The 21,654-nt window shown below is 46.2% G+C and carries 12 protein-coding genes; 8 read left to right on the top strand and 4 right to left on the bottom strand.

Annotated elements, in window-relative coordinates; translation table 11 throughout:
* The first annotated feature begins 58 nt into the window (after nt 1-58).
* The 5 genes from DF182_RS11635 (at nt 59) to DF182_RS11615 (ending at nt 11,341) form a co-directional block, all read left to right on the top strand.
* Nucleotides 59-3,214 (top strand): SusC/RagA family TonB-linked outer membrane protein, encoded by a 3,156-nt coding sequence (locus DF182_RS11635; RefSeq protein WP_113615786.1) that lies wholly within the window; start codon nt 59-61, stop codon nt 3,212-3,214.
* Nucleotides 3,215-3,237: 23 nt separating this feature from the next.
* The gene (locus DF182_RS11630) at nt 3,238-4,977 is read left to right on the top strand and encodes a SusD/RagB family nutrient-binding outer membrane lipoprotein (protein WP_113615785.1); all 1,740 of its coding nucleotides are present in this window, start codon (nt 3,238-3,240) and stop codon (nt 4,975-4,977) included.
* Between the two features lie 26 nt (nt 4,978-5,003).
* Nucleotides 5,004-5,906, top strand: coding sequence for a hypothetical protein (locus DF182_RS11625; RefSeq protein ID WP_147243418.1), 903 nt, complete (start codon nt 5,004-5,006; stop codon nt 5,904-5,906).
* A 642-nt stretch (nt 5,907-6,548) separates the two neighbouring features.
* Nucleotides 6,549-9,698, top strand: a complete 3,150-nt coding sequence (locus DF182_RS11620) for a SusC/RagA family TonB-linked outer membrane protein (RefSeq protein ID WP_161964122.1) — start codon at nt 6,549-6,551, stop codon at nt 9,696-9,698.
* An 11-nt stretch (nt 9,699-9,709) separates the two neighbouring features.
* Entirely contained in the window at nt 9,710-11,341 is a 1,632-nt protein-coding gene (locus DF182_RS11615) for a RagB/SusD family nutrient uptake outer membrane protein (RefSeq protein WP_211327098.1), read from the top strand.
* Between the two features lie 241 nt (nt 11,342-11,582).
* Here the strand turns inward: DF182_RS11615 and DF182_RS11610 are convergent, their stop codons facing one another.
* Together DF182_RS11610 and gatB are read right to left on the bottom strand one after the other, a co-directional pair.
* Nucleotides 11,583-12,743 (bottom strand): TlpA disulfide reductase family protein, encoded by a 1,161-nt coding sequence (locus DF182_RS11610; RefSeq protein WP_113615782.1) that lies wholly within the window; start codon nt 12,741-12,743, stop codon nt 11,583-11,585.
* A 68-nt stretch (nt 12,744-12,811) separates the two neighbouring features.
* Nucleotides 12,812-14,260 (bottom strand): Asp-tRNA(Asn)/Glu-tRNA(Gln) amidotransferase subunit GatB, encoded by a 1,449-nt coding sequence (gatB, locus tag DF182_RS11605; protein ID WP_113615781.1) that lies wholly within the window; start codon nt 14,258-14,260, stop codon nt 12,812-12,814.
* A gap of 107 nt (nt 14,261-14,367) precedes the next feature.
* On the opposite strand from gatB, the gene DF182_RS11600 reads away from it, so the two are divergent.
* Nucleotides 14,368-15,750, top strand: coding sequence for an aldehyde dehydrogenase (locus DF182_RS11600; protein WP_113615780.1), 1,383 nt, complete (start codon nt 14,368-14,370; stop codon nt 15,748-15,750).
* A 90-nt stretch (nt 15,751-15,840) separates the two neighbouring features.
* On the opposite strand, the gene DF182_RS11595 is transcribed toward DF182_RS11600, so the two are convergent.
* Together DF182_RS11595 and alaS are read right to left on the bottom strand one after the other, a co-directional pair.
* A complete protein-coding gene (locus DF182_RS11595) occupies nt 15,841-16,830 on the bottom strand; it encodes a PDZ domain-containing protein (RefSeq protein WP_113615779.1) in 990 nt (329 codons plus the stop codon).
* 216 nt (nt 16,831-17,046) lie between these two features.
* Entirely contained in the window at nt 17,047-19,665 is a 2,619-nt protein-coding gene (alaS, locus tag DF182_RS11590; RefSeq protein WP_113615778.1) for an alanine--tRNA ligase, read from the bottom strand.
* 354 nt (nt 19,666-20,019) lie between these two features.
* Between alaS and DF182_RS11585 the strand changes: the two genes are divergently transcribed.
* Together DF182_RS11585 and DF182_RS11580 are read left to right on the top strand one after the other, a co-directional pair.
* Complete coding sequence (locus tag DF182_RS11585; RefSeq protein WP_113615777.1) at nt 20,020-20,991, top strand: peptidoglycan DD-metalloendopeptidase family protein; 972 nt, start codon at nt 20,020-20,022, stop codon at nt 20,989-20,991.
* A gap of 147 nt (nt 20,992-21,138) precedes the next feature.
* Nucleotides 21,139-21,645, top strand: coding sequence for a MerR family transcriptional regulator (locus DF182_RS11580; protein WP_245957412.1), 507 nt, complete (start codon nt 21,139-21,141; stop codon nt 21,643-21,645).
* Nucleotides 21,646-21,654: the final 9 nt, after the last annotated feature.

Below are 21,654 nucleotides of genomic sequence, written 5' to 3'. Positions count from 1 at the left end.
GTAATTCAACGACCCTGACTTTAGGTTAACTGAAATATTTATCAAATCTAAATTGCTTATGAAAAGAGGACTACTCTTGTGGCTGCTCGTGGCCATAAGCGTCTTGCATTCCTATGCGCAGACGCGAACGATTACAGGTAGGGTTACCGATGCCAAAGATGGTGCCCCACTTCCAGGTGTTACCGTAGTGGTAAAAGGTTCCGGGAAAGGGGTGCTGACAGCCGCAGACGGTACTTATCAGTTCCCCAACGTAAAAGCTGGTGCTGTAATGATCTATTCCTTTGTAGGTTATGTTAGCAAAGATGTTGCTGCCAGTGGTGATGTGGTAAACGTTACCCTTGACCAGGACAAAAAACAGCTTGGAGAGATTGTAGTTACCGCTGCAGGTTTGAAGCGTAACGAGTCATCTCTGGGTTATTCTATTTCAACTGTTAAGCCGGACGTACTGGTACAGAAGTCTGAGCCCGACATGTTGAAAGGCCTGCAAGGTAAAGTTGCAGGTGTAGACATTAAAACTTCACAAGGTACTCCTGGTGCTGCCACCAAAATCAACATCCGTGGTAATACCTCTTTCTTCGGTAACAACGAACCGTTGATTGTAGTAGATGGAGTTCCTTACAACAACGACCAAGTTTCTACCTCCAGCCAGACATCTGGTGGTGGTGCTTATGCCAGCGGTCTGTCCTCTCTCGATCCTAATGATATCGCTTCCATGACCGTACTGAAAGGTGCAGCAGCAGCAGCATTGTACGGTTCACGTGCATCCAATGGTGCATTGATCATCACAACCAAATCCGGTAGTGCATCTCTCTCTAAAAGAAAACTGGAAGTAACCTATACTTCCTCTCTGGCGCTGGAAAGAGTAGCCAATCTGCCTAAATATCAGAACGACTATGGTACTGGTTCCCGCTTTGGTTATGCCAATGCTAATGGTTCCTGGGGAGCTAAATTTGGTACTATAGACTCAGTGGATGTATGGCCTGACTATCTGGCTGCATTCCCTGAGAAGTTTCCTGCATCAGGTAGGATTGCTTACAAAGCTGTTCCCAACAACGTTAAAGATCTGTTCAGAACCGGTACTATGACAGAGAACTCTGTTAGTGTTAATGGTGGATCTGAAAAATCAGCGCTGAGTGCCACTGCTTCCTATCTTAATCAGGATGGTTATGTTCCAAACTCCAGTTTTAACAGGGCTAACATGTCTGTAGGTGGTATCACACGCCTGACCAATGGTTTGAACGTAAGTGGAAACTTTAGCTACAGCAAGAGTAATCAGATGGGTAGTGTTTTTGGTGAAAACCAGGTAGATGGTGCTGCATCTTCTTTTGCCCGTAACCTCTTCCTGGGAAGAAACTGGGATATTGCAGGATTACCTTATGAAGATGTGAATGGTAAACCTGTTTCCACGATCAGCTCCCAATATGATAACCCGCTGTGGGCATTTAAACATAATACTGTAAATACTCAGACAGATCGTTATATCGCCAACCTGAAAATGAACTATGATGTACTGTCATGGTTTAATGTAAGTTATCAACTGGGTACCAACGTTAACTCTTTCCTGAGAAAAGAGGTTACAGACATCGCTTCCCGCGGCGCCCAGGGCGTAGGCCGTATCGCACAGCAGAACTACAGATTCTCTGAGATCGAGTCCAACCTCATTGGTACCTTTACTCCCAAAATCAATAATGATCTGGGTCTGCGTGTTACAGTAGGTCATAACGTTAACCAACGTACGACAAATTCTCAGATTACTACTGGTAATGGTATTGTGGTGCCTGGTATTTTCTCCATGTCTAATACCGCCAACGTATTACCTACAGAAGACGTGTTATATCAACGCAGACTGTGGGGTATTTTTGGTGAGGTAGCCCTGGATTATAAGAAGTACCTTTATCTGACCCTGACTGGCAGAAACGACTGGTCTTCTACCCTGCCTAAATCCAACCGTAGTTATTTCTATCCAAGTGTGGCAGCATCCTTTGTATTTACAGATGCCTTCAATATGCACAGCAATATCCTGAGTTATGGTAAGCTGCGTGCAAGCTGGGCTAAAGTAGGACGTGATGCAGATCCATATTCATTGGGTAATATCTTCCGTGTAAATAGCCAATACCTGGGTGTGTCCGGAGCTATTCAGGTTCCAACAGCAGGTAATCCTAATCTGAAGCCAGAGTTTACCCGGGATTATGAAGTAGGTGCAACACTGGAGTTCCTGAAAAGACTGGTAACATTGGATGTGGCTTACTATAACCGTTTGTCCACTAATCAGATTGCACCAATAGCAATTGCTCCTACTTCTGGTTTCACCAGAGTGTATGATAACTTCGGATCTCTGTCCAACAAAGGTGTTGAAATAGATCTGAATGTTACACCTATCAGAAACAAAGATTTGACCTGGTCTATCCATGGTGTATTCACCAAAAACAGAAGCGTGGTTGAATCCCTGAAAGAAGGTGTAGACCGCATACAGCTGGGTGGTGTATTGAACACTATCAGTCCGTACCTGGAAGTGGGTAAACCTTATGGTTATCTGCGTGGCACACTCAGTGCAAGAGACAGCGATGGTAATCTGCTGATAGATCCTGCCACCGGCCAAATGATCAGAGCAAAAGATCAGGGTATGATTGGAGATCCTAATGCTGATTTTAAAGCAGGTATCGGTACTACTGTTACCTATAAAGGTTTCTTCCTGAATGCGCTGTTTGATATGACCAGAGGCGGTGATATCTACTCTGTGACAGTGAGCTCCCTGCTGGGCCGTGGTGTAACATTGGATACCAGAGACCGTGAGAATATGTTCATCATTCCGGGTTACTATGGTAACATTAATAACCAGCAACCTATCCTGGATGCAAAAGGAGAAAAGATCCGCAATACTACAATGGTTAGTATGAACGAACTGTACTTTGGTGAGTCCTTTGGGATCAACTCTGCTACAGAATGGAATGTGTATGATGCTACATTGTATACCCTCCGTGAAGTAACCCTGGGATATGACTTTCCTAAGAAATGGTTCAACAAAGCACCCATTGGTGGTTTGACGCTGACACTGACTGGTCGTAACCTCTGGTACCTGGCACCTAACCTGCCTAAGTATACCAACTTTAATCCGGAAGTGGGAAGTTTTGGTAATACCAATATACAAGGTATTGAATTATCAGGCGCGCCAACTACCCGTCGTTTTGGGGTGAACCTGAAAGCAACCTTTTAATAATTGCGAAAACACTTGAACTGATGAAAAGAATAAAATTCAGATATATCATTTTAGGCATGCTGGTAACCAGCACTGCTTGTACCAAGGGGTTTCTGGACATCAACAAGGATCCCAACAATCCGGCTAAGGTGTCCTTGTCTCAATTGCTGCCTGCAACGGAAATGGGTCTGGCCTCCAGTTTGGGCTTTACCAATGATAATTCCGGCGCACGTGGTCTGACAGAAGTACTGGCTGTATATACTCACCAGGTAACAGTCCGTGAGGATCCTGATAAATATGGTGCTACCGGTAGTGATTTTAGTATCGATAACAGCTGGGTTAACTTCTGGGCTGGCGCTCCTGCTCAGGAAACTTCAGATGTATTTGGTACCATGCAGAACCTGGAAGTAATGATTAAGCAGGCAACTGATGGCAGAAACATGAGATATGCTGGTATTGGAAAGATCCTTAAAGCATATGGTGTAAGTCAGTTTATCGATGCATATGGTGATGTGCCTTATACTGAAGCTACTAAGTTTGGTGAAACTGGTAACAGGTATCCCAAATTTGACAAGGGCAGTGAAGTATATCCGAAATTGCTGGCCTTGCTGGACGAAGCGATTGTTGACCTGGGTGTGAAACTGGAGCCTACTACGTTGTATCCTGACAAGGATGATATTATGTATGGTGGTAATAAGGATTCCTGGATCAAGGTAGCCAATACCATCAAGCTGAAACTGTACAATCAGTTAAGACTGATACAGGATGTTTCTGGTCCGGTAAATGCTTTACTGGCAAATCCTGGTAAACTGATCAGCGCTACTGATGAAGGCTTTATGCTGAAGTATGGTACAGTCCCTTCTCCTGATAACCGTAACCCGGGCTTTAACGAGTATGTGGCTACACAAAAAAGTCACTACCAGAGCCCTTGGTTCTACGAGATCCTGAAAGGTTATAATGGTCAGATTTTTACCGGTATTGAAGATCCGCGTGTACCCTATTATTTCTTCAGACAGGCAGGTGCTGAAACTGAACCACAAAACGGTACCGAGTACCGCGATGGAGGATTTATCAGTATCTACTTTGCTTCTTCCGGACCTAACCGTGATAAAACAAATGACAAGGTAATTTCTGTATTTGGTATTTATCCGGTGGGTGGCCGTTATGATGATGGTAATCCGACTGCTGTTTCCTCAAAGAATGCAACCGGCGCAGCACCTTTAAGGTTATTGACCTATGCTGACCGTTTGTTCATTGAAGCAGAACTGATGAACGCCAAAGTTATTGCCGGTGATCCCAGGGCGAAGCTATCAGCAGCCATTGATGAATCTATGAAGCAGGTTGACTTTGTAGTAGGAATGGCCAGAGGAGCACAAAGTGTTCCTGTACTGGGTGGTACCGCAAGAGCAACTGCTTATCGTGATGCTGTACTGGCTGAGTATGATAAGGCTACTACCGATACCCGCCGTCTGGAATACATTATGACAGAAAAATGGATACAAAGTTTTGGCTTTAGCTGTGACCAGTATACTGACTATCGTCGTACAGGCTACCCCGTATTATTCGATCCGAATAATGCTGTGCAGGCACCTGGTGGTTTTGTACAACCTCCTATCAATGGTGACTTTAAGAATCCGGGAGCTCAGCCAAAGGTAAAAGTGTCAAACGGAAGAAAATATCCATTATCCCTGCCCTGGCCCGCGAGTGAAGCCAACGTAAATCCGAATACTCCGCCTGCCAAAAACCCGGACGCTGCACCGGTATTCTGGGATAAAAACTAGGTTTAATGTTATTTAAAAGAAAGTTTATGAAGAAGATACTCAGTTTTATCATACTGGCAGGAATGGCTGTTTCGTTTAATGCCTGCCGGAAAAACGATAATCCGAAATTGCCGGATATTGAAAAGGGAGTTTTGCCACAGCTGGTACAAGACCCAAAGCGTGACCTTCTGATCAAAGAGGTGGCTGACTTTAGTACCGCTTTTAATACTGACTTATATTTTAAGAATGGTGCTCAGCCCAAAAAAATGGACCTGATGGTTACCATGAATGGGGACTATTCAAATCCAAAGCTGCTGAAGGCGGATATTACTACCTTCCCGACCAAGCAGGAGGTTACCGGTACTCAATTGACAGGGCTTTTTGGAATACAGCCAACAACAGTTAAACCGGGCGATTATTTTGAAATAAGGCCAAGCATTACTCTGCAAAGCGGTGCTTTTCTGCCTGCTTTCAGACAGGCGATGATAAATGGTGAACTGACTAACCTGGAGCCTTATGGTGTTGATGCTGCCAATTTCCCGGATGCAAGTATGACACTCACTTATGAGAAAGTATGTCCTTATTTGAGGGCTGATTTCCTGAGTGCCAGTAACGTGCTTTACGTGGACGATAATAAGTTTACCGGAGCTTCCTATCCTGTAAACGTGGATATTAGCAGTGATGGTAATACCTGGACATTCACTAACTGGGCAGGTGTTCCAGGTGCTAAAGTAGTTATGACACTGGATCAGCAGACCTACAAGGTGACTATCGCCAAACAGATTTATGCTGTAACGGCTGACGAACTGGATCCTTCTGAGCATAACTGGACTATTGTTGGCAGTGGTAAAATCAACCCATGTTCGCTTTCCATATCGTTGACAGTTACCAACACTTCCAAAGAATCCAACTATGGCAGTGTTCCGATAAAAATTTATGTGAAAAGGTAATTATCAATATTCTTAAATAGGAACCGCCCTGGTAAAACCAGGGCGGTTTTTTTATGTCTGGGCGCTGTAATATTGTGTCAGGATATAGCACAAAGGTGGTATCTTCTTCCAAAGTGCTTTCATTATATTTGTGACCATCGAAATTGTTTCGAGTGCCAGAATCTGAGAAGGATAGACTAATCTAAATCTAAATCTAAAATTGCGAGTTCAAATAAAATCTAAATACTAGACGTAAGAAAGTTCGAAAATTGTTTTTGCTTATTTAATTTTCATAGGAAGGGTTCATTTGTTTATGGAGAAAAGTCTGACCAGCTTTTCATCAGTTCTGTTTATAATCGGTATCCAAAAGCTATTACGGGGGACATTCAACAGTAGCGTAGAGGGTTTTAAGGAATGTACCGTCATAGGTATGATTTCACTTTCCGGATTGTAAATTCATTTTGGTTTTTTGCTTATTGAATGCTGTTTTTCATTACTTAGAGAGGATTGACTGCAACAGTAGCATGACTTTGCGCCAGTGACTGCGTAAAGGGTTTTCATTTTAATTTTTAATGTTTGATAGAAGCATTTAATGCTTAATGGCATTACTATGCCTGAATGTATGTGTCAGTTACTTTTTATTTTCTCAAATCAAAATCGCTTATGAAGAAAGGATTGCTCCTCTGGCTGTTCGCGGCCATCAGTGCTTTACAGGCGCTGGGTCAAACACGAACAATCACTGGTAAGGTTACCGATGCGAAGGATGGGTCACCTTTACCTGGCGTTACGGTTAAAATTGTTAGCACTGCTAACGGAACTATGACCAATGCTACCGGTGAATTTCATTTAAACGTAGATGCCAAGTCATCTTCCCTGGAATTTTCTTTTGTGGGTTATGCTACACAGGTAGTGGGCATTGCCGGCAAAAATGCTGTTAACGTAAAACTTGCCCAGGATGAAAAAGGCCTGAGTGAAGTAGTGGTAGTGGGTTACGGCACAGTAGAAAGAAAAAATATCACTGCTTCCGTTGCCAGTATTAAAGGCGCTGCATTGAAAGATGTTGCTTCTCCCAGTATCGACCGCCAGCTCGCTGGTCAGGTAGCGGGTGTTCAGGCAACAGTATCCAGTGGTATGCTTGGTCAACCGGCCCGTATCCGTATCCGTGGTACAAACAGTATCAGTAGCGGTACCGATCCATTGTACGTAATCGATGGAGTACCTTATATCTCCGGTAACCAGAGTGGCATTACTCCAAACAATCCGCTGGGCGATATCAACCCTAATGACATTGAGAGCATGGAAGTACTGAAAGATGGTGCTGCTACTGCGATCTATGGTTCCCGCGCAACTAACGGTGTTATCCTGATCACTACCAAAAGAGGTAAGTCCGGTAAACCCCGTTTAACTTATGATGCATGGCTGGCTGCTGCTACTCCGTCCAAGCTTTATAAAGTACTGAATGCAGATGAGTTCATTACCATCGCGAATGAAAAACTGTCTAACGCAGATCCTTCCGACGCTACCAAATATGCAGTAGCTACACCTAATCCTGCTGGTGGTTTTTATGATACAGACTGGCAGAAACTGGTAACCAGAACAGGTTTCCAACAGAACCACGCACTGTCTATGAGCGGTGCCAATGACCAGACCAACTACTACGTGTCTGTAGGTTATTCTGACCTCACTGGTATCCTGGTAGGTAACAATCAGAAAAAATACCAGGCCCGCCTGAAAATCGAACAGAAAGCATTTGATGTGGTAACCGTAGGTGTGAATATGGGTGTTTCCCATATTACCAACAATGGTATGAACACCAGCCAGTCTGGTCTGTCCAGCAACCTGTCCAACGCCCTGCGCTCTTTACCTAACGTTCCTGCACAATGGAATGATGGTACCTACAACCTGAGCCCTACCAATACCCTGGGCAGTGGTTCCAACAAACTGACCATCAGCGACAACTATACCAACATTAAATATGTACTGGATAATAACATCTATCGCAACCAGAACCTGAACATCACAGGTAACACTTTTGCGAACGTTAAAATCCTGAAATCATTTGATCTGAGAACACAGATCGGTATCAACTACCTGAATGGTGAAGACTTCCAGTACTGGAATCCAATCCATGGTGATGGTAAAAGCCCTAATGGTATTGTTTTTCAGCAGTTCCTTCCGAGCTTCCGTTACAACTGGGTGAATACTTTGAGCTATAACAAAGTGATCGGTTCCCATAACGTGAATGCGGTGATTGGTATTGAAAATCAGAAAACCAGAGAAAGAAGCTTCTGGGGCAATGGTACTAACCTGACCAATCCTTTCTTCGGTGTAAACAACCTGATTGATGCGAGCATAGCTACTCAGACTGCTGGTGGTAATGTCATTGAACGTGCTTTCCAGTCATATTTTGGCCGTGCTACTTACGGTTACAAAGATCGTTACCTGTTGTCTGCTACTTTGCGCCGGGATGCGATTTCTTCCCTGCCTATCGGTAAGCAGAATGTTACACTGCCAGGTGCATCTGTTGCCTGGAGAGTTTCTCAGGAAGATTTCTTCAAGAATGCCAATATCAACTTCATCAGCAACCTGAAACTCCGTGGCGGTTATGCTAAAGTGGGTAACGTGGACATCGGCGCTTATCCTTATGCCGGTACTTACAAACCTGTACTGTACGGACCATTGCTGGGTATCGCTTTTGGCCAGATGTACAATCCTGACCTGACTTTTGAAACCAGTAAAAAAATCAACGTAGGTCTTGACCTCGGTTTGCTTCAGGACAGAATTACTGTAACAGCAGACTACTTCAAGAATGATATTGATAACATGATCCTGGCTTCTCCTCTGCCTCCGTCTCTGGGTGTTCCCAGCACTGGCAAGCCTAACGTATTCTACTCCAACGTTGGTAAAATGTACAACAAAGGTGTGGAGCTGACTATCAACAGCACCAATATCCAGCGCAAAGATCTGACCTGGACAACATCCTTTAACCTGTCTTTTATCCAGAACAAAGTGACCGCACTGGTAAACAATGCTGATATCAGCTATGCTTACAACGTTACCCGTGTTGGCGAATCAATGGGTTCCTTCTATGGTTTTGAATCTGCCGGTGTAAACACTGCTAATGGTAATCCGCTGTGGAAAAGAGCAGATGGTTCTATCATCCAGGGCTACCAGGGTATCGACAACGATCCTAAAAACGGTAAATACTTTGCCTACGATCCTGCTAAACCAGAAGATGTCAGCACACAGGTGGCTTCTCTGTCTTCCGGTGATAAAAAGATCCTCGGCCGTGCACTGCCTACCTACTATGGTGGTTTGAACAACACTGTTACCTACAAAGGATTTGATTTTAACATCTTCCTGTCCTTCTCCGGTGGTAACAAAGTATATAACGTAACCCGTCAGGAGACACTCAACAACCAGAAGTTCCAGAACAACGGTAAAGAAGTGCTGAACAGATGGACTACACCTGGTCAGGTTACTGATGTACCTAAACTCTACTATGGTTCTGACAACTTCGTGTTACAGAGTGGTAACGTAAACAGCCGTTTCCTGGAAGATGGTAGCTTTATCCGTGCACAAAACATTGGTCTGGGTTATTCTCTGCCTAAATCAATGCTGGAAAGAGTCAGAATCAGCAACCTCCGTGTATATGCACAGGTACAGAATGCATTTGTGATTACCAAGTATAAAGGTCTGGATCCTGAGTTAAACACTTATACTGATTCCAGAGCTAACACTCAGCCTGGTCTGGACTACAACACCAACCCGGTTCCCCGTACCTATACTTTCGGTATTAACGTAGGATTATAAAAATATTGAGCATGAAAAATAAATTTGCATATACATATAACAGAAGCCTGAAAACGGCTATGGCAGGACTCCTGGCAATTGGTTTGGGTGTTGCATCCTGCTCAAAATATACAGAGCTGGCACCTAAAAATGCCATGCCTGCTGAAACGGTGTTTAATGATTCTGCTACCATTGAACTGGCACTGAACGGTATGTACAATACTGCGGCCATCGGTAGTTATAATGATGATTACTCAGCGGGTCGTGGTTATCCTTTTGGTGCTGCTTCTATTGAACAGGCTGAAATGCGTGGGGAAGATATGGTGAACCTGGCCACGTTTTATGAAATCACTTATAAAGCCACCTACAGCCCTACTTCCGCGAACAACGTGAACATGTGGGTGAATCTGTATGCATTGATCAACCAGGCGAATACCCTGATTGACGGTGTACGTAAAGCTGCTGGGAAAGGAGTTATTAGTCAGGCTAAAGCTGCACAGATAGAAGGTGAGGCGCGTTTTATGCGTGCATTGGCACATCATGAGGCGGTTATCAACTTCAGCCGTCCTTATGCTGACGGAGCCGGTTCTAAAGTAGGGGTACCTTACCGTGATCTTCCTGTAAGCACGCCGGAAGAAATTCAGGCGGCTATGAAGATTGGTCGTGGTACTGTTGCAGAAGACTACACCAAAATTCTGGCAGACCTTGACTATGCAGAAACAAACCTGCCTGCTACTCCTAAGGTGAAAGATATCGCCAGAGCTGGTAAAGGTGCTGCCATCGCACTGAAAACAAGGGTTAAACTGCATATGGGTGATTGGGCTGGCGTAATTGCAGAAGCCACTAAACTGGGTACAGCCTCCGCTGGTAACTTTGTAAGCCCTATCAACGGGTATAAATTACTGCCTAGTCCGGATGAGCCGTTTGTGAAATACGATAATAACAAGGAGTCTATTTTCTCTGTTGCACAATCTGCTGCTACCAATCCTAATACCAATGCTGCGCTGGCTTCTATGTTCGGTCCTGCCGATAAATCCGGCCGTGGCCTGGTAGCTACCAGCCCTAACCTGTACAATGCTTCTTTCTGGGTAAGCGATGACTTACGTCGTAGCATGCTGCAGGTGAAACAATTGACTGTTAAAAGCGGCAAACCCAGCCAGAACTTTTACTTTAACTACAAATACCGCGATTACCTGAACAAAGCAGACTGGGCTCCAATTATCAGATATGCTGAGGTAATACTGAACGCTGCAGAGGCTTATGCCCGTACAGGAAATACAGCACAGGCTTTCCTGTTGTTCAATGCTGTACGTAACCGTGCATTGCCTCCTACAAGTACTAACTTCCTCACTACACCTCCTGCAGATATGGTACTGGCCATCCTGAATGAGCGTCGTATTGAGTTTGCTGGTGAAGGTCGTCGCTGGCCGGATATCACCCGCCTGGTTATGGACCCTGTATATGGCACCAGTGGTATTCCTGCTAAAATATTGCTGACAGACCTGAAAGATGATGGCAGCAATTACGATATCGTTAACAGACCAGTTACCAATTCCAAATTCGGTAAGATTGACTACAGCGATTTCAGATTTATCTGGCCGCTGCCATCTACTGAAATCCTGTCCAATCCTACACTGAAGGATGCACAGAATCCTGGTTACTAGTTTGCGATAGGCTATGTTTTTAGATAGATGATGAGTAACATATATTCAGTTAACAACGTCCCGGGATTACTCCCGGGACTTTTTATTGGGCATTGGCGGGCTATTAGGGCCTGTTTCCTGAGGTTTGGGCATTAACCTCTTTCTTAGGTGTCCAAACGTTAAAAACAGCGCTCAAAATGAAGAAAAACAAAACGGGCAGACCTGATTCAGGTCTGCCCGTTTATATTAGCAACTAATCTGTTTATTTCAGTACTTCCTGGAGTTTGGTAATCAGCGCATCGCCTCTAAGGTCAGAAGCAATCACTTTACCCTGCGGATCGAGCAGGAAGTTGGTAGGGATAGCGTTGATACCGTATAAAGGTACTACGGAAGAATCCCAGAACTTCAGGTCGCTCACATGGTTCCAGGTGAGGCCATCTTTGGAGATGGCAGCCAGCCATTGTTCCTTGGTTTTATCCAGTGATACACCCAGGATGGTGAAGTTTTTGTTTTTGAACTGCTGGAAAGCTCTTACCACATTGGGGTTTTCTTCCCGGCAGGGACCACACCAGCTGGCCCAGAAGTCGAGCAGTACATATTTACCGCGCAGTGACTTCAGGCTGATCAATTTGCCGTTTGGATCAGGCAGGGAGAAATCGGGAGCTTCCATTCCTACTTTTACTGCAGCTGTAGGCTCTTCGCCACCGGCTGCATCGCTGCCTGTTTGATTGCTTTTTTCGAGTTGCGCAATCCTGTCGGTCATGCTTTTTACCAGGGTGTTTTTAGGGAAGCGGGTGGTTAATCCGGTGATCACCTGTTTATGGGAGATGATTTCTTCGGGATTTCTTACCTGGCTGATAGCAAATACTGCGTTGGCAGGATTTTTTGTTTTTTCTGCCATGTCAAAAAAGCCCTGTTCAAAATCCTTCTCTTTTTTCTGAATAGCGGTCAGCTGTGGCTGGAACACACTGTCCGGTACTTTGGCGCCATGGAGACTATCTACCTTACGCATTTCTTCGGTGAGCGCGATAGATTGTTTGCTGATGTCCTGGAGGAACTGATGCAGTTCTGATGTAGCTTCAGAGCCAGACACTTTCATGTTTTCCAGGTTGCTGACATCACCTTCCAGTTTCATGTCACCGGCATCCAGAGAGAGGAGGATGAATTTACCGTTTTCAAAACGGATACGGTACAGACCCTGCTCAGGTACCATGCCTTTAAGTGTGAATTTACCGCTGGCATCCTTTACGTTGGTAGAGTCTACCACTTTCAGGTTGTCGAGCGTAAGCTCTTCCAGTACAACGGGGCCGAGCGGCAGGTTGGTAAAGTGCCCTTCTATCTTGAACTCACCTTTTTCCTGCTGTTGTCCGGTACATCCGGCCAGGAAAGCTGCTACGGACATCCACAATAAGTATTTTTTCATGCTGCTGTTTTTTATCGTTTTTCTGAGCCTTACAACTGTCAATATTAGCTAAATAAATGCAAAGCGTCTTAGCCTTTCAGCTTTTCTGCCAGTAATTCGTTGGTCAACCGGGGATCTGCCTTGCCTTTCGACAGTTTCATCACTTCTCCCACAAACAAAGACATCAATCCTTTTTTACCACTCCGGAAGGCGGCCACTTTATCCGGATATTTAGCCAGCACCTCATCGATGATGGGGCTGATGTTGTCTGCATTGTTGTCTTGCAGGAGATTGAGGCGGGTAGCGATGGCCAACGGGTTTTCCGCCACCTGTGTCATTTCCGGCAGTATCCGGGAGGAAGCGATGGAGAAACTTACCTTGCCGCTGTCGGTAAGGCTGATGAGTGCTGCCAGCGCTCCAGGTGTCACCGGAAACCGGGATATATCTTCCGAATGTTCGTTGAGCCAGGATTTCACAGGCCCCAGCATCCAATTGGCAGCAGCCTTGTAATGGGTGGTGATGGCGGTGAGACTTTCAAAATAATCGGCTGTGGCTTTGTCATCGCAGATTACACGGGCATCATATTCGGGCAGGCCGTACACGGCGGTGTATTTCTGCACCAGTTCTTCCGGCAGTGCGGGCAGCGTGGCACGGATACCGGCTATAAACTCGTCAGTAAGCCTGAAGGGCGCCAGGTCAGGCTCCGGAAAGTAACGGTAGTCGTTGGCCTCTTCTTTGGAGCGCAGCGGAAAAGAGCTGCCATTAGAGGCGTCGAAGCTGCGGGTTTCCTGCACCAGTGTGCCGCCGGCTTCAATCAGGTCGATCTGCCGTTTTACTTCATTATCAATAGCCCGTTTTACGTTACGGATAGAATTCATGTTTTTTACTTCCACCTTGGTGCCCAGTGTGGTAGTGCCTTTGAGGCGTACGGATATATTGGCGTCGCAGCGCATGCTGCCTTCTTCCATGTTGCCGTCACATACACCGAGGTAGCGAACAAGGCGTCGCAGTTCGGTGAGATAAACGTAGGCTTCATCGCTGGTGTGCATATCCGGTTCACTGACGATTTCCACGAGGGGTACACCAGCGCGGTTATAGTCCACGTAGCTGTTGGCCGGGTCCTGATCGTGCAGGAGTTTGCCGGCATCTTCTTCCAGATGGATACGGTTGAGCTTTATCTGCCGGCTGCCGGCATCGGTTACCACTGTAACATAACCGCCCTTACAGATAGGTGCGGTATGCTGTGATATCTGGTAACCTTTGGGCAGGTCGGGATAGAAATAGTTTTTACGGGCGAAATAGTTATCTTTTTCAATCTCGCAATGGCAGGCCAGGCCCAGTTTGATGGCATATTCTGCGGCTTTACGGTTCATCCGGGGCAGGGTGCCGGGATGGGCCAGCGAAATAGCGCTGATATGGGTATTGGGTGCGCCCCCGAAAGCTGCGCTGTCGCTGCAGAATAATTTACTTTCTGTAAGCAGCTGGGCATGTACTTCAAGCCCTATCACTGTTTCGTATTTACTGTAGATATCGCTCATGATCCGTACTGATTCCCACAAATATATTCAAATAATGCTGTGATTTCGGCCTATTTCATCCGGGGAATGACTAACTTGAGGTTAAGCAACATACTAAATTTACACCTATGATCAGCAATGCCCGGATAAGTCAGCTTTATAAGGCCCAGCATGATTATTTCGACTCAGGAGCAACCCTTCCCTACGCCTTCAGAAAGGCTATGCTAAAGCGTCTGAAAAAGGGTGTCAGTCAATATGAATCCCGTATCCTGGAAGCTTTGCACCAGGACCTTCATAAACACCCGCTGGAAGCCTATAGCAGCGAAGTAGGATTTCTGTATGAAGAAATCGCCTTTACACTGGCTAACCTGAAACAGTGGATGGAGCCCGAAGTGGTGACATCACCATTTGTGACCTATCCCAGCAGCAGCCGTGTTTACCGCGAGCCACTGGGACTCACACTCATCATCGCTCCCTGGAATTACCCGTTTATGCTGCAGTTAAGCCCTTTGATAGGTGCTATCGCCGGCGGTAACTGTGCCATCCTGAAACCATCGGAACTGGCGCCGCATACAGCCGCCGTAATTGCCGCCATGATAAAGGAAACATTCGACCCTGCTTACGTCACAGTGGTGGAAGGTGATGGTGCCACTATCATCCCTGCCCTTATGGCCTATCGGTTCGACCATGTCTTCTTCACCGGCAGCATCCCGGTAGGAAAAAAGATCATGGAGATGGCCGTACCGCATCTTACTCCCGTAACCCTGGAGCTGGGCGGAAAATCACCTTGTGTGGTAGATGATAAAGTGAATATAAAGGTGGCGGCTAAACGAATTATATGGGCCAAGTTCTGGAATGCAGGCCAGACCTGTGTGGCGCCTGATTATCTGCTGGTACACCACCGCGTGAAGGAAGAGATGGTAGACGCGATGAAAGAAGCCATTGTGGATTTCTTCGGACAAAACCCTGTCAATAGCGATGACTACGCCCGAATGATCAACTCCCGTCGTTTTGATACGGTGGCTGCTTACCTGAAAGAAGGACATATATTGCATGGTGGTCAGACAGATCGTGACAAGCTCTATATCGCCCCTACCTTGCTGGATGATGTAGAGTGGGATGATCCGGTGATGCAGGAAGAAATTTTTGGTCCGGTATTGCCTATCCTGACTTTTGAAGAGCTGCCACAGGCTATCCAGGCTATCAAGAAAAATCCGTATCCGTTGGCGTTATACGTTTTCACCAAAAGTAAAAAAACAGAAAAAGCGCTCATCGAGCAGGTGCGTTTCGGTGGCGGATGTGTCAACAATGCGCTGGTACATCTTACCAATCCGGAGCTTCCTTTTGGCGGTGCGGGCTACAGCGGTATGGGCCAGTATCACGGGCGCTACAGCTTTGAAACATTTACACACGCTAAAGGCATGCTGAAAACCGGTACCTGGCTGGACGTGCCGGTAAAATACCCGCCCTTTAAAAACAAGCTCGGACTCATGAAGAGAATTATGAAGTAAGGTATACTAACCATAAAACAAAAGGCGCAAAGAGTAAAATCCTTTGCGCCTTTGCGTTTTAAACCCAAAATAAAATGTAGTAAGAAGGTATTAAAGATCTGCTTTACGCAGTCTCTTAGGAATTTTTATATCAATGGTCTGTATTTGTCCGTTTCGTTTAACCGTCGCCGTTATAGACCCTTTGTCGCGGTTGTTACGGTAAATCGCTGCCACGTCTCCCGCTGATTTTACAGGTGATCCGGCCATTTCAGTGATCAGGTCGTCTACTTTGAAACCTGCTTTTTCTGCCGGAGAACCGGGTGCCATATTAATCACCTGTGCGCCGTCGCCATTTTCGGTGTCCTGTACCTGAATACCGAGTTTTACACCTTCATCGGGTATGCCGAATAAATTGCCAAATCCTTGTCCACCGCGGGGAAGTGGCATGGCGAATAGCTCTCCTCTCCTGCGGGGCATATTATGCATGCCAAAAGATTCTTCTTTTCTTTCATCGAGCGTAACCGGTACTTTGGTTTCTTTCTTATTGCGTATATACGTGATCGTTATTTTGTCGCCAGGTTGGAACTTACCGATGGTTTCATATAACTCTTTCGGTTCTTTGATGGCATCCTTGTTTATTTGGGTGATCACATCACCGATTTTGATACCGGCTTTTTCGGCAGGGCTGCCAGGGGCCACAGTTTTTACAGTAGCACCGGCGGCAACGGTTTTTTCGGTGATCACGCCCAGCATAGCTTTGGGAACAGGGATGTCGGTTTCATCACCATCATTAAAAAGCTGAATCTGGTCAGGGGAACCATTTTCAAAGCTGAAGTTGTTGCCATTTATTGGGGTGATGTTCCTGCGGAAAACGGAGATATCGGGGTTGCTGTACTGGTCCAGTTTTTTACCGTCCACCAGGATATTGCCGTCTTTGATTTCCACGGTGACTTTTCCACCTTTGTCACCTTTGCTTTTAATGATGATCTCATCATACTCGCCCATTTTATCTCTGGATGAACCCGGGTTTTGTGCTGAGGCCACGCTCAGGGCCAGGCAACCAAAGCCTGCAAGGGTAAAATTTCTGAGTACGTTTTTCATAATTACCTGTTTTCTTTTTGGAATGTTACAAAATTAGCCGCCGTATAAGGTAAGGAAAAGTTAAAACTACTGAAATGATGACGTACGTCACCAGATGGTTTGTTAAAATTTTTCTCCGGGAGATGACCAACAGGGATTAAAAAGGCGAAAAGCGAAACATTTGTTTCGCTTTTCGCCTTTTAGTTATGTTTTCCGGCAATGCCGGGATGATTAGAATTATCCCAGGATGGCTTTTACAGCGGCTACTACCTGGTCCAGTTTGTCTGTTTCCTGGCCGCCGGCTGTAGCAAAGGTTTTTTGGCCGCCGCCGCCGCCTTTGATCAGGGGTGCTACTTTTTCCTTGATGATCTTAGGAGCTTCCCAACCTTTGGCTGCTACCAGTTCATCAGCGATGCTGAGGGCTACGCTGGCTTTGCCGCCGATGTTTGCTACGAACAGCAGAACATGATTAGGGATATCGCCTTTCAGCTGCAGGGCCAGTTGTTTGAGGCCTTCTGCATTATTAACATTCACCACCTGTCCGAGGAAGTTCACTCCGTTGATGTCCTGGGCCTGGTTGCGCAGATCGGCAGCCAGCTGGCGTACTTTCTCCAGTTCCAGGGCTTCCACCTGTTTTTCCAGGGAGGATTTGTCCTGGGCCAGTGTTTCTACAGCTTTCACGATTTCCTTGGGATTTTTCAGGGTGTTCCTGATTTCCTTCAGCAGTTGCAGCTGTTCGTTGATGAAGGCTTCCGCTTTGGCGCCGGTAACGGCTTCCACGCGGCGAACGCCGGCAGCAACAGCACCTTCGGATAAAAACTTAAAGAGACCGAGTTCTCCGGTAGCGCCTATGTGAGTACCACCGCACAGCTCTACGCTGTAAGCAGGGTCCATAATTACCACACGTACCACGTCGCCGTATTTTTCACCAAAAAGTGCCATGGCACCCAGTTGCAGGGCTTCTTCTTTAGGCAGTTCCTTTATGATCACCGGGATGTTCTGGCGGATCTTTTCGTTAACGATGGCTTCAATCTGCGCTAATTCTTCATCGGTCACTTTAGCGAAGTGGGAGAAGTCGAAGCGGAGGTTTTCTGCATTCACCAGGGAGCCTTTCTGTGCCACGTGTGTACCCAGTACCTGACGCAGTGCAGCATGCAGGAGGTGGGTAGCGGAGTGGTGACGGGCAATGCTGCGGCGTTTGTCTTTCGCCACTGTTGCTTTTACATGGGCAGCAGGGTTAGCAGGCAGTTTATCCGCAAAGTGAATGATCAGGTTGTTTTCCTTTTTGGTGTCGGTAACATGGATCACTTCCTCGTCGAAGTGCAGGATACCGGTATCACCTACCTGTCCGCCGCTTTCAGCATAGAAAGGTGTTTGTCCCAGTACGAGCTGGAACTGTTCTTTGCCTTTGGCTTTTACGGTACGGTATTTCAGCAGTTTGGTACTGCTTTCCAGCTGTTCGTAGCCGATGAAAACGGAATCAGGTGTTTCGTCCAGGATTACCCAGTCGCCGGCATCCACTTCTGTGGCGGCGCGGGAGCGGTCTTTCTGCTGTTGCATGGCGGCATCAAAGCCGGCTTTGTCTACAGTGAAACCGTTTTCTGACGCGATGAGGGTGGTCAGGTCGTATGGGAAACCGTAGGTATCGTATAATTCAAAGGCTGTCTGGCCATCGATGGCTTTGGAGGCAGCCTGTTGCATAAAGTCCTCTATACGGCGGATACCACTGTCCAGGGTGCGGAGGAAGTTGTTTTCTTCTTCAAACACTACTTTTTTCACGAAATCCACCTGCTGTTGCAGTTCAGGGAATACGTGGGAGAACTGGGCTGCCAGTACAGGCACCAGGTCGTGGAGGAGAGGTTTCCTAACATCGAGGAAGGAGAAATAGTAACGTACCGCTCTGCGGAGAATACGGCGGATTACATAACCGGCACCGGTGTTGGATGGCAGCTGGCCATCGGCGATGGTGAAGGAGATGGCGCGTATATGGTCGGCAATTACACGGAAGGCGACGTCTTTTCTGGTGTCGGTGCCTTCGTATTTTTTACCGGTAAAGCTTTCTGTGGTGTGGATGGTGCCCATGAACAGGTCGGTGTCGTAGTTGGAGGTTTTACCCTGCAGTACGCGTACCAGGCGTTCGAGGCCCATGCCGGTGTCTACGTGTTTGGCAGGCAGTGGCTCCAGCGATTTATCTTTCAGGCGGTTGAACTGCATGAATACGTTGTTCCATATTTCAATCACCTGAGGATGGTCGGCGTTAACGAGCGTTTTACCGTCTACCTGTTTCCTTTCGGCATCCGGACGGCAGTCCACATGTATTTCGGAGCAGGGACCACAAGGGCCGGTATCGCCCATTTCCCAGAAGTTATCTTTTTTGTTGCCCAGCAGAATTCTGTCTTCTGCAATATGTTCTTTCCAGTAGTTGTATGCTTCTTCGTCTTTGGGCAGGTTTTCACTCGCATCTCCTTCAAAGACAGTAACATAGAGTTTGTCTTTCGGGATTTTATAGACTTCAGTGAGCAGTTCCCAGCTCCAGGCGATGGCTTCTTTTTTAAAGTAGTCGCCAAAGCTCCAGTTACCGAGCATTTCAAACATGGTATGGTGGTAAGTATCAATACCTACTTCTTCCAGGTCGTTGTGTTTACCGCTTACGCGCAGACATTTCTGGGTGTCCGCGACCCGGGTGCTGGCAGGTACCTTGTTACCCAGGAAGAAGTCTTTAAACTGGTTCATGCCCGCGTTGGTGAACATCAAAGTCGGGTCGTTTTTGATGACTATGGGAGCAGAAGGAACGATCTGGTGCCCTTTCGACGCAAAAAAATCCAGGAATTGCTGTCTTATCTCAGATGCTGTCATAAATATTGATACGAGTTAATATGTATTTTTGTTGTTATGTAACACGCGGTAACAGGCAATTTTACATTGTTTTTCAAGCCATTATAAAGTAGTTAGAAAATTGACATTCAAAAGGTTGATGTTTTAATCTAATTACATTAGGTTTGTGCGCCTTATTTTCCGACGAGTTACAGGGAGTGCAAAAATATCGAAAACCTGTATGATTATTCAAAACAGGTCGTGTTACCCGGCAAAAAAGTTAATGTGGACAGAAAATAATGCTAACTACCGCCATCCAGCTTGTTTGTACCTCATGAAATAAATCTGCTGTTATAGCGTTCAACGCTGTAAATCAGCGTAAAGTACACCCGGTGCATGAAGAAGGTTAAATATTTTTACAACACCCAAACATTAAAATATGAGAAACTCGTAGTATCGCTGCGGGTGAAGATCCTGAGAATACTCGGGTTTTTGTCGGCTGCCATAGTTACCGGGGCTATTTTTCTGTCCGTGGCCTACAGGGTGGTGGATTCTCCCAAGGAGAAGTCGTTGCGCCGCGATCTGGAAGGAATGAAGGAGAAATACGACGCGTTGCAGGGTCGTATGCGGGAAGTGAAGGGTAAGCTGGCCCAGTTGGAAGAGCGCGACAATGAAATTTACCGCGTCATCTTTGAAGCCTCCCCTATCCCCGACAGTACCCGTCTGGGTAAGATCAACCGGGATGAGGAAGCTGCCCAGCTGCAGTCTTTTGCCAGCAGTGAGATCATTGCTTCTACCAGTGTCCTGCTGAAAGAAATCACCAACCGTATTAAGGCTCAGGAAAAATCATACGAAGAAATCGATAACCTGGTGAAGAACAAGCAGCAGATGCTTGCTTCCATCCCCGCCATTCAACCGGTGGCCAACAAAGACCTGAAACATGTCGCTTCCGGTTTCGGCTACCGTATCGATCCGATCTATAAAACGATGAAATTCCATGCGGGCCTCGACTTTGCGGCGCCCAGCGGCACCCCTATCTACGCAACCGGTAACGGAGTGGTGGAAGAGGCCAGCCTGAGCGACGTTGGCTATGGTAACCACGTGATCGTACGACATGGATATGGTTATAAAACATTATATGGCCACATGTTCCGCATGAAGGTGAAGGCCGGCCAGACCGTAAAACGCGGTGATGTAGTGGGATGGGTAGGCAGTACCGGTAAATCCACCGGCCCGCACTGTCACTATGAGGTTATCAAAAACGGAGAAAAAGTTGACCCGGTGTATTTCTTCTTTAATGACCTCACAGCCGACCAGTTTGACCGTATGCTGAAGATGGCCAGGTCCGGCAACCAGTCTTTTGACTAATAGCCGGCCACCAGTAGATTGAACTGGCTTTTAAGATGTTGCAACAGGGGAAATGATATTTTTCCGGGGAAGAAAAAGCGGAATGCTTGCCATGAAAAGCTTAACTTCATTCCCGTAAAAAATATTTTTTCACCGTTTTTTACCATCATGCAACAGTTAAACCTCTTTTCCTCACCTGGAACTCCCCACCCGGTAACGGAGATTGTGGGAGGTGCTGTAAAAGCAAAAGTGAAAAAGACCATAGCTGCTCCCATACAGCCTGGTAAAAAACGGGGACGTAAATCATTGAAAGAAGCATCAGAGGAGCCAGACTTGATTATGGAGCTGGATAAATTAGTACTAGACAAACAATATTATTCTATCAGTGAAGTAGCTGCTATGTTCAAAGTAAATACTTCCCTGATACGCTATTGGGAAAACGAATTCGATATTCTTCAACCCAAAAAGAACAGAAAAGGAGACCGGCTTTTCCGTCAGGAAGATATCCATCACCTGAAACTGATCTACCACCTCCTGCGTGAAAGAAAGTACACCATTGAAGGCGCCAAACAAAAACTGAAGGAAGATCTGAAACTGGCCGCCCGTAATTTCGAAATGGTACAAGCTTTGCTTAAAGTACGGGGTTTTTTGACCGAATTGAAAGATCAATTATAAAAACATGAT

The sequence above is a fragment of the Chitinophaga flava genome (genome assembly GCF_003308995.1).
Lineage (GTDB): Bacteria > Bacteroidota > Bacteroidia > Chitinophagales > Chitinophagaceae > Chitinophaga > Chitinophaga flava.
Note: the sequence above shows the minus strand (reverse complement) of the source record. Positions and strands in the feature narration are given on the sequence as shown.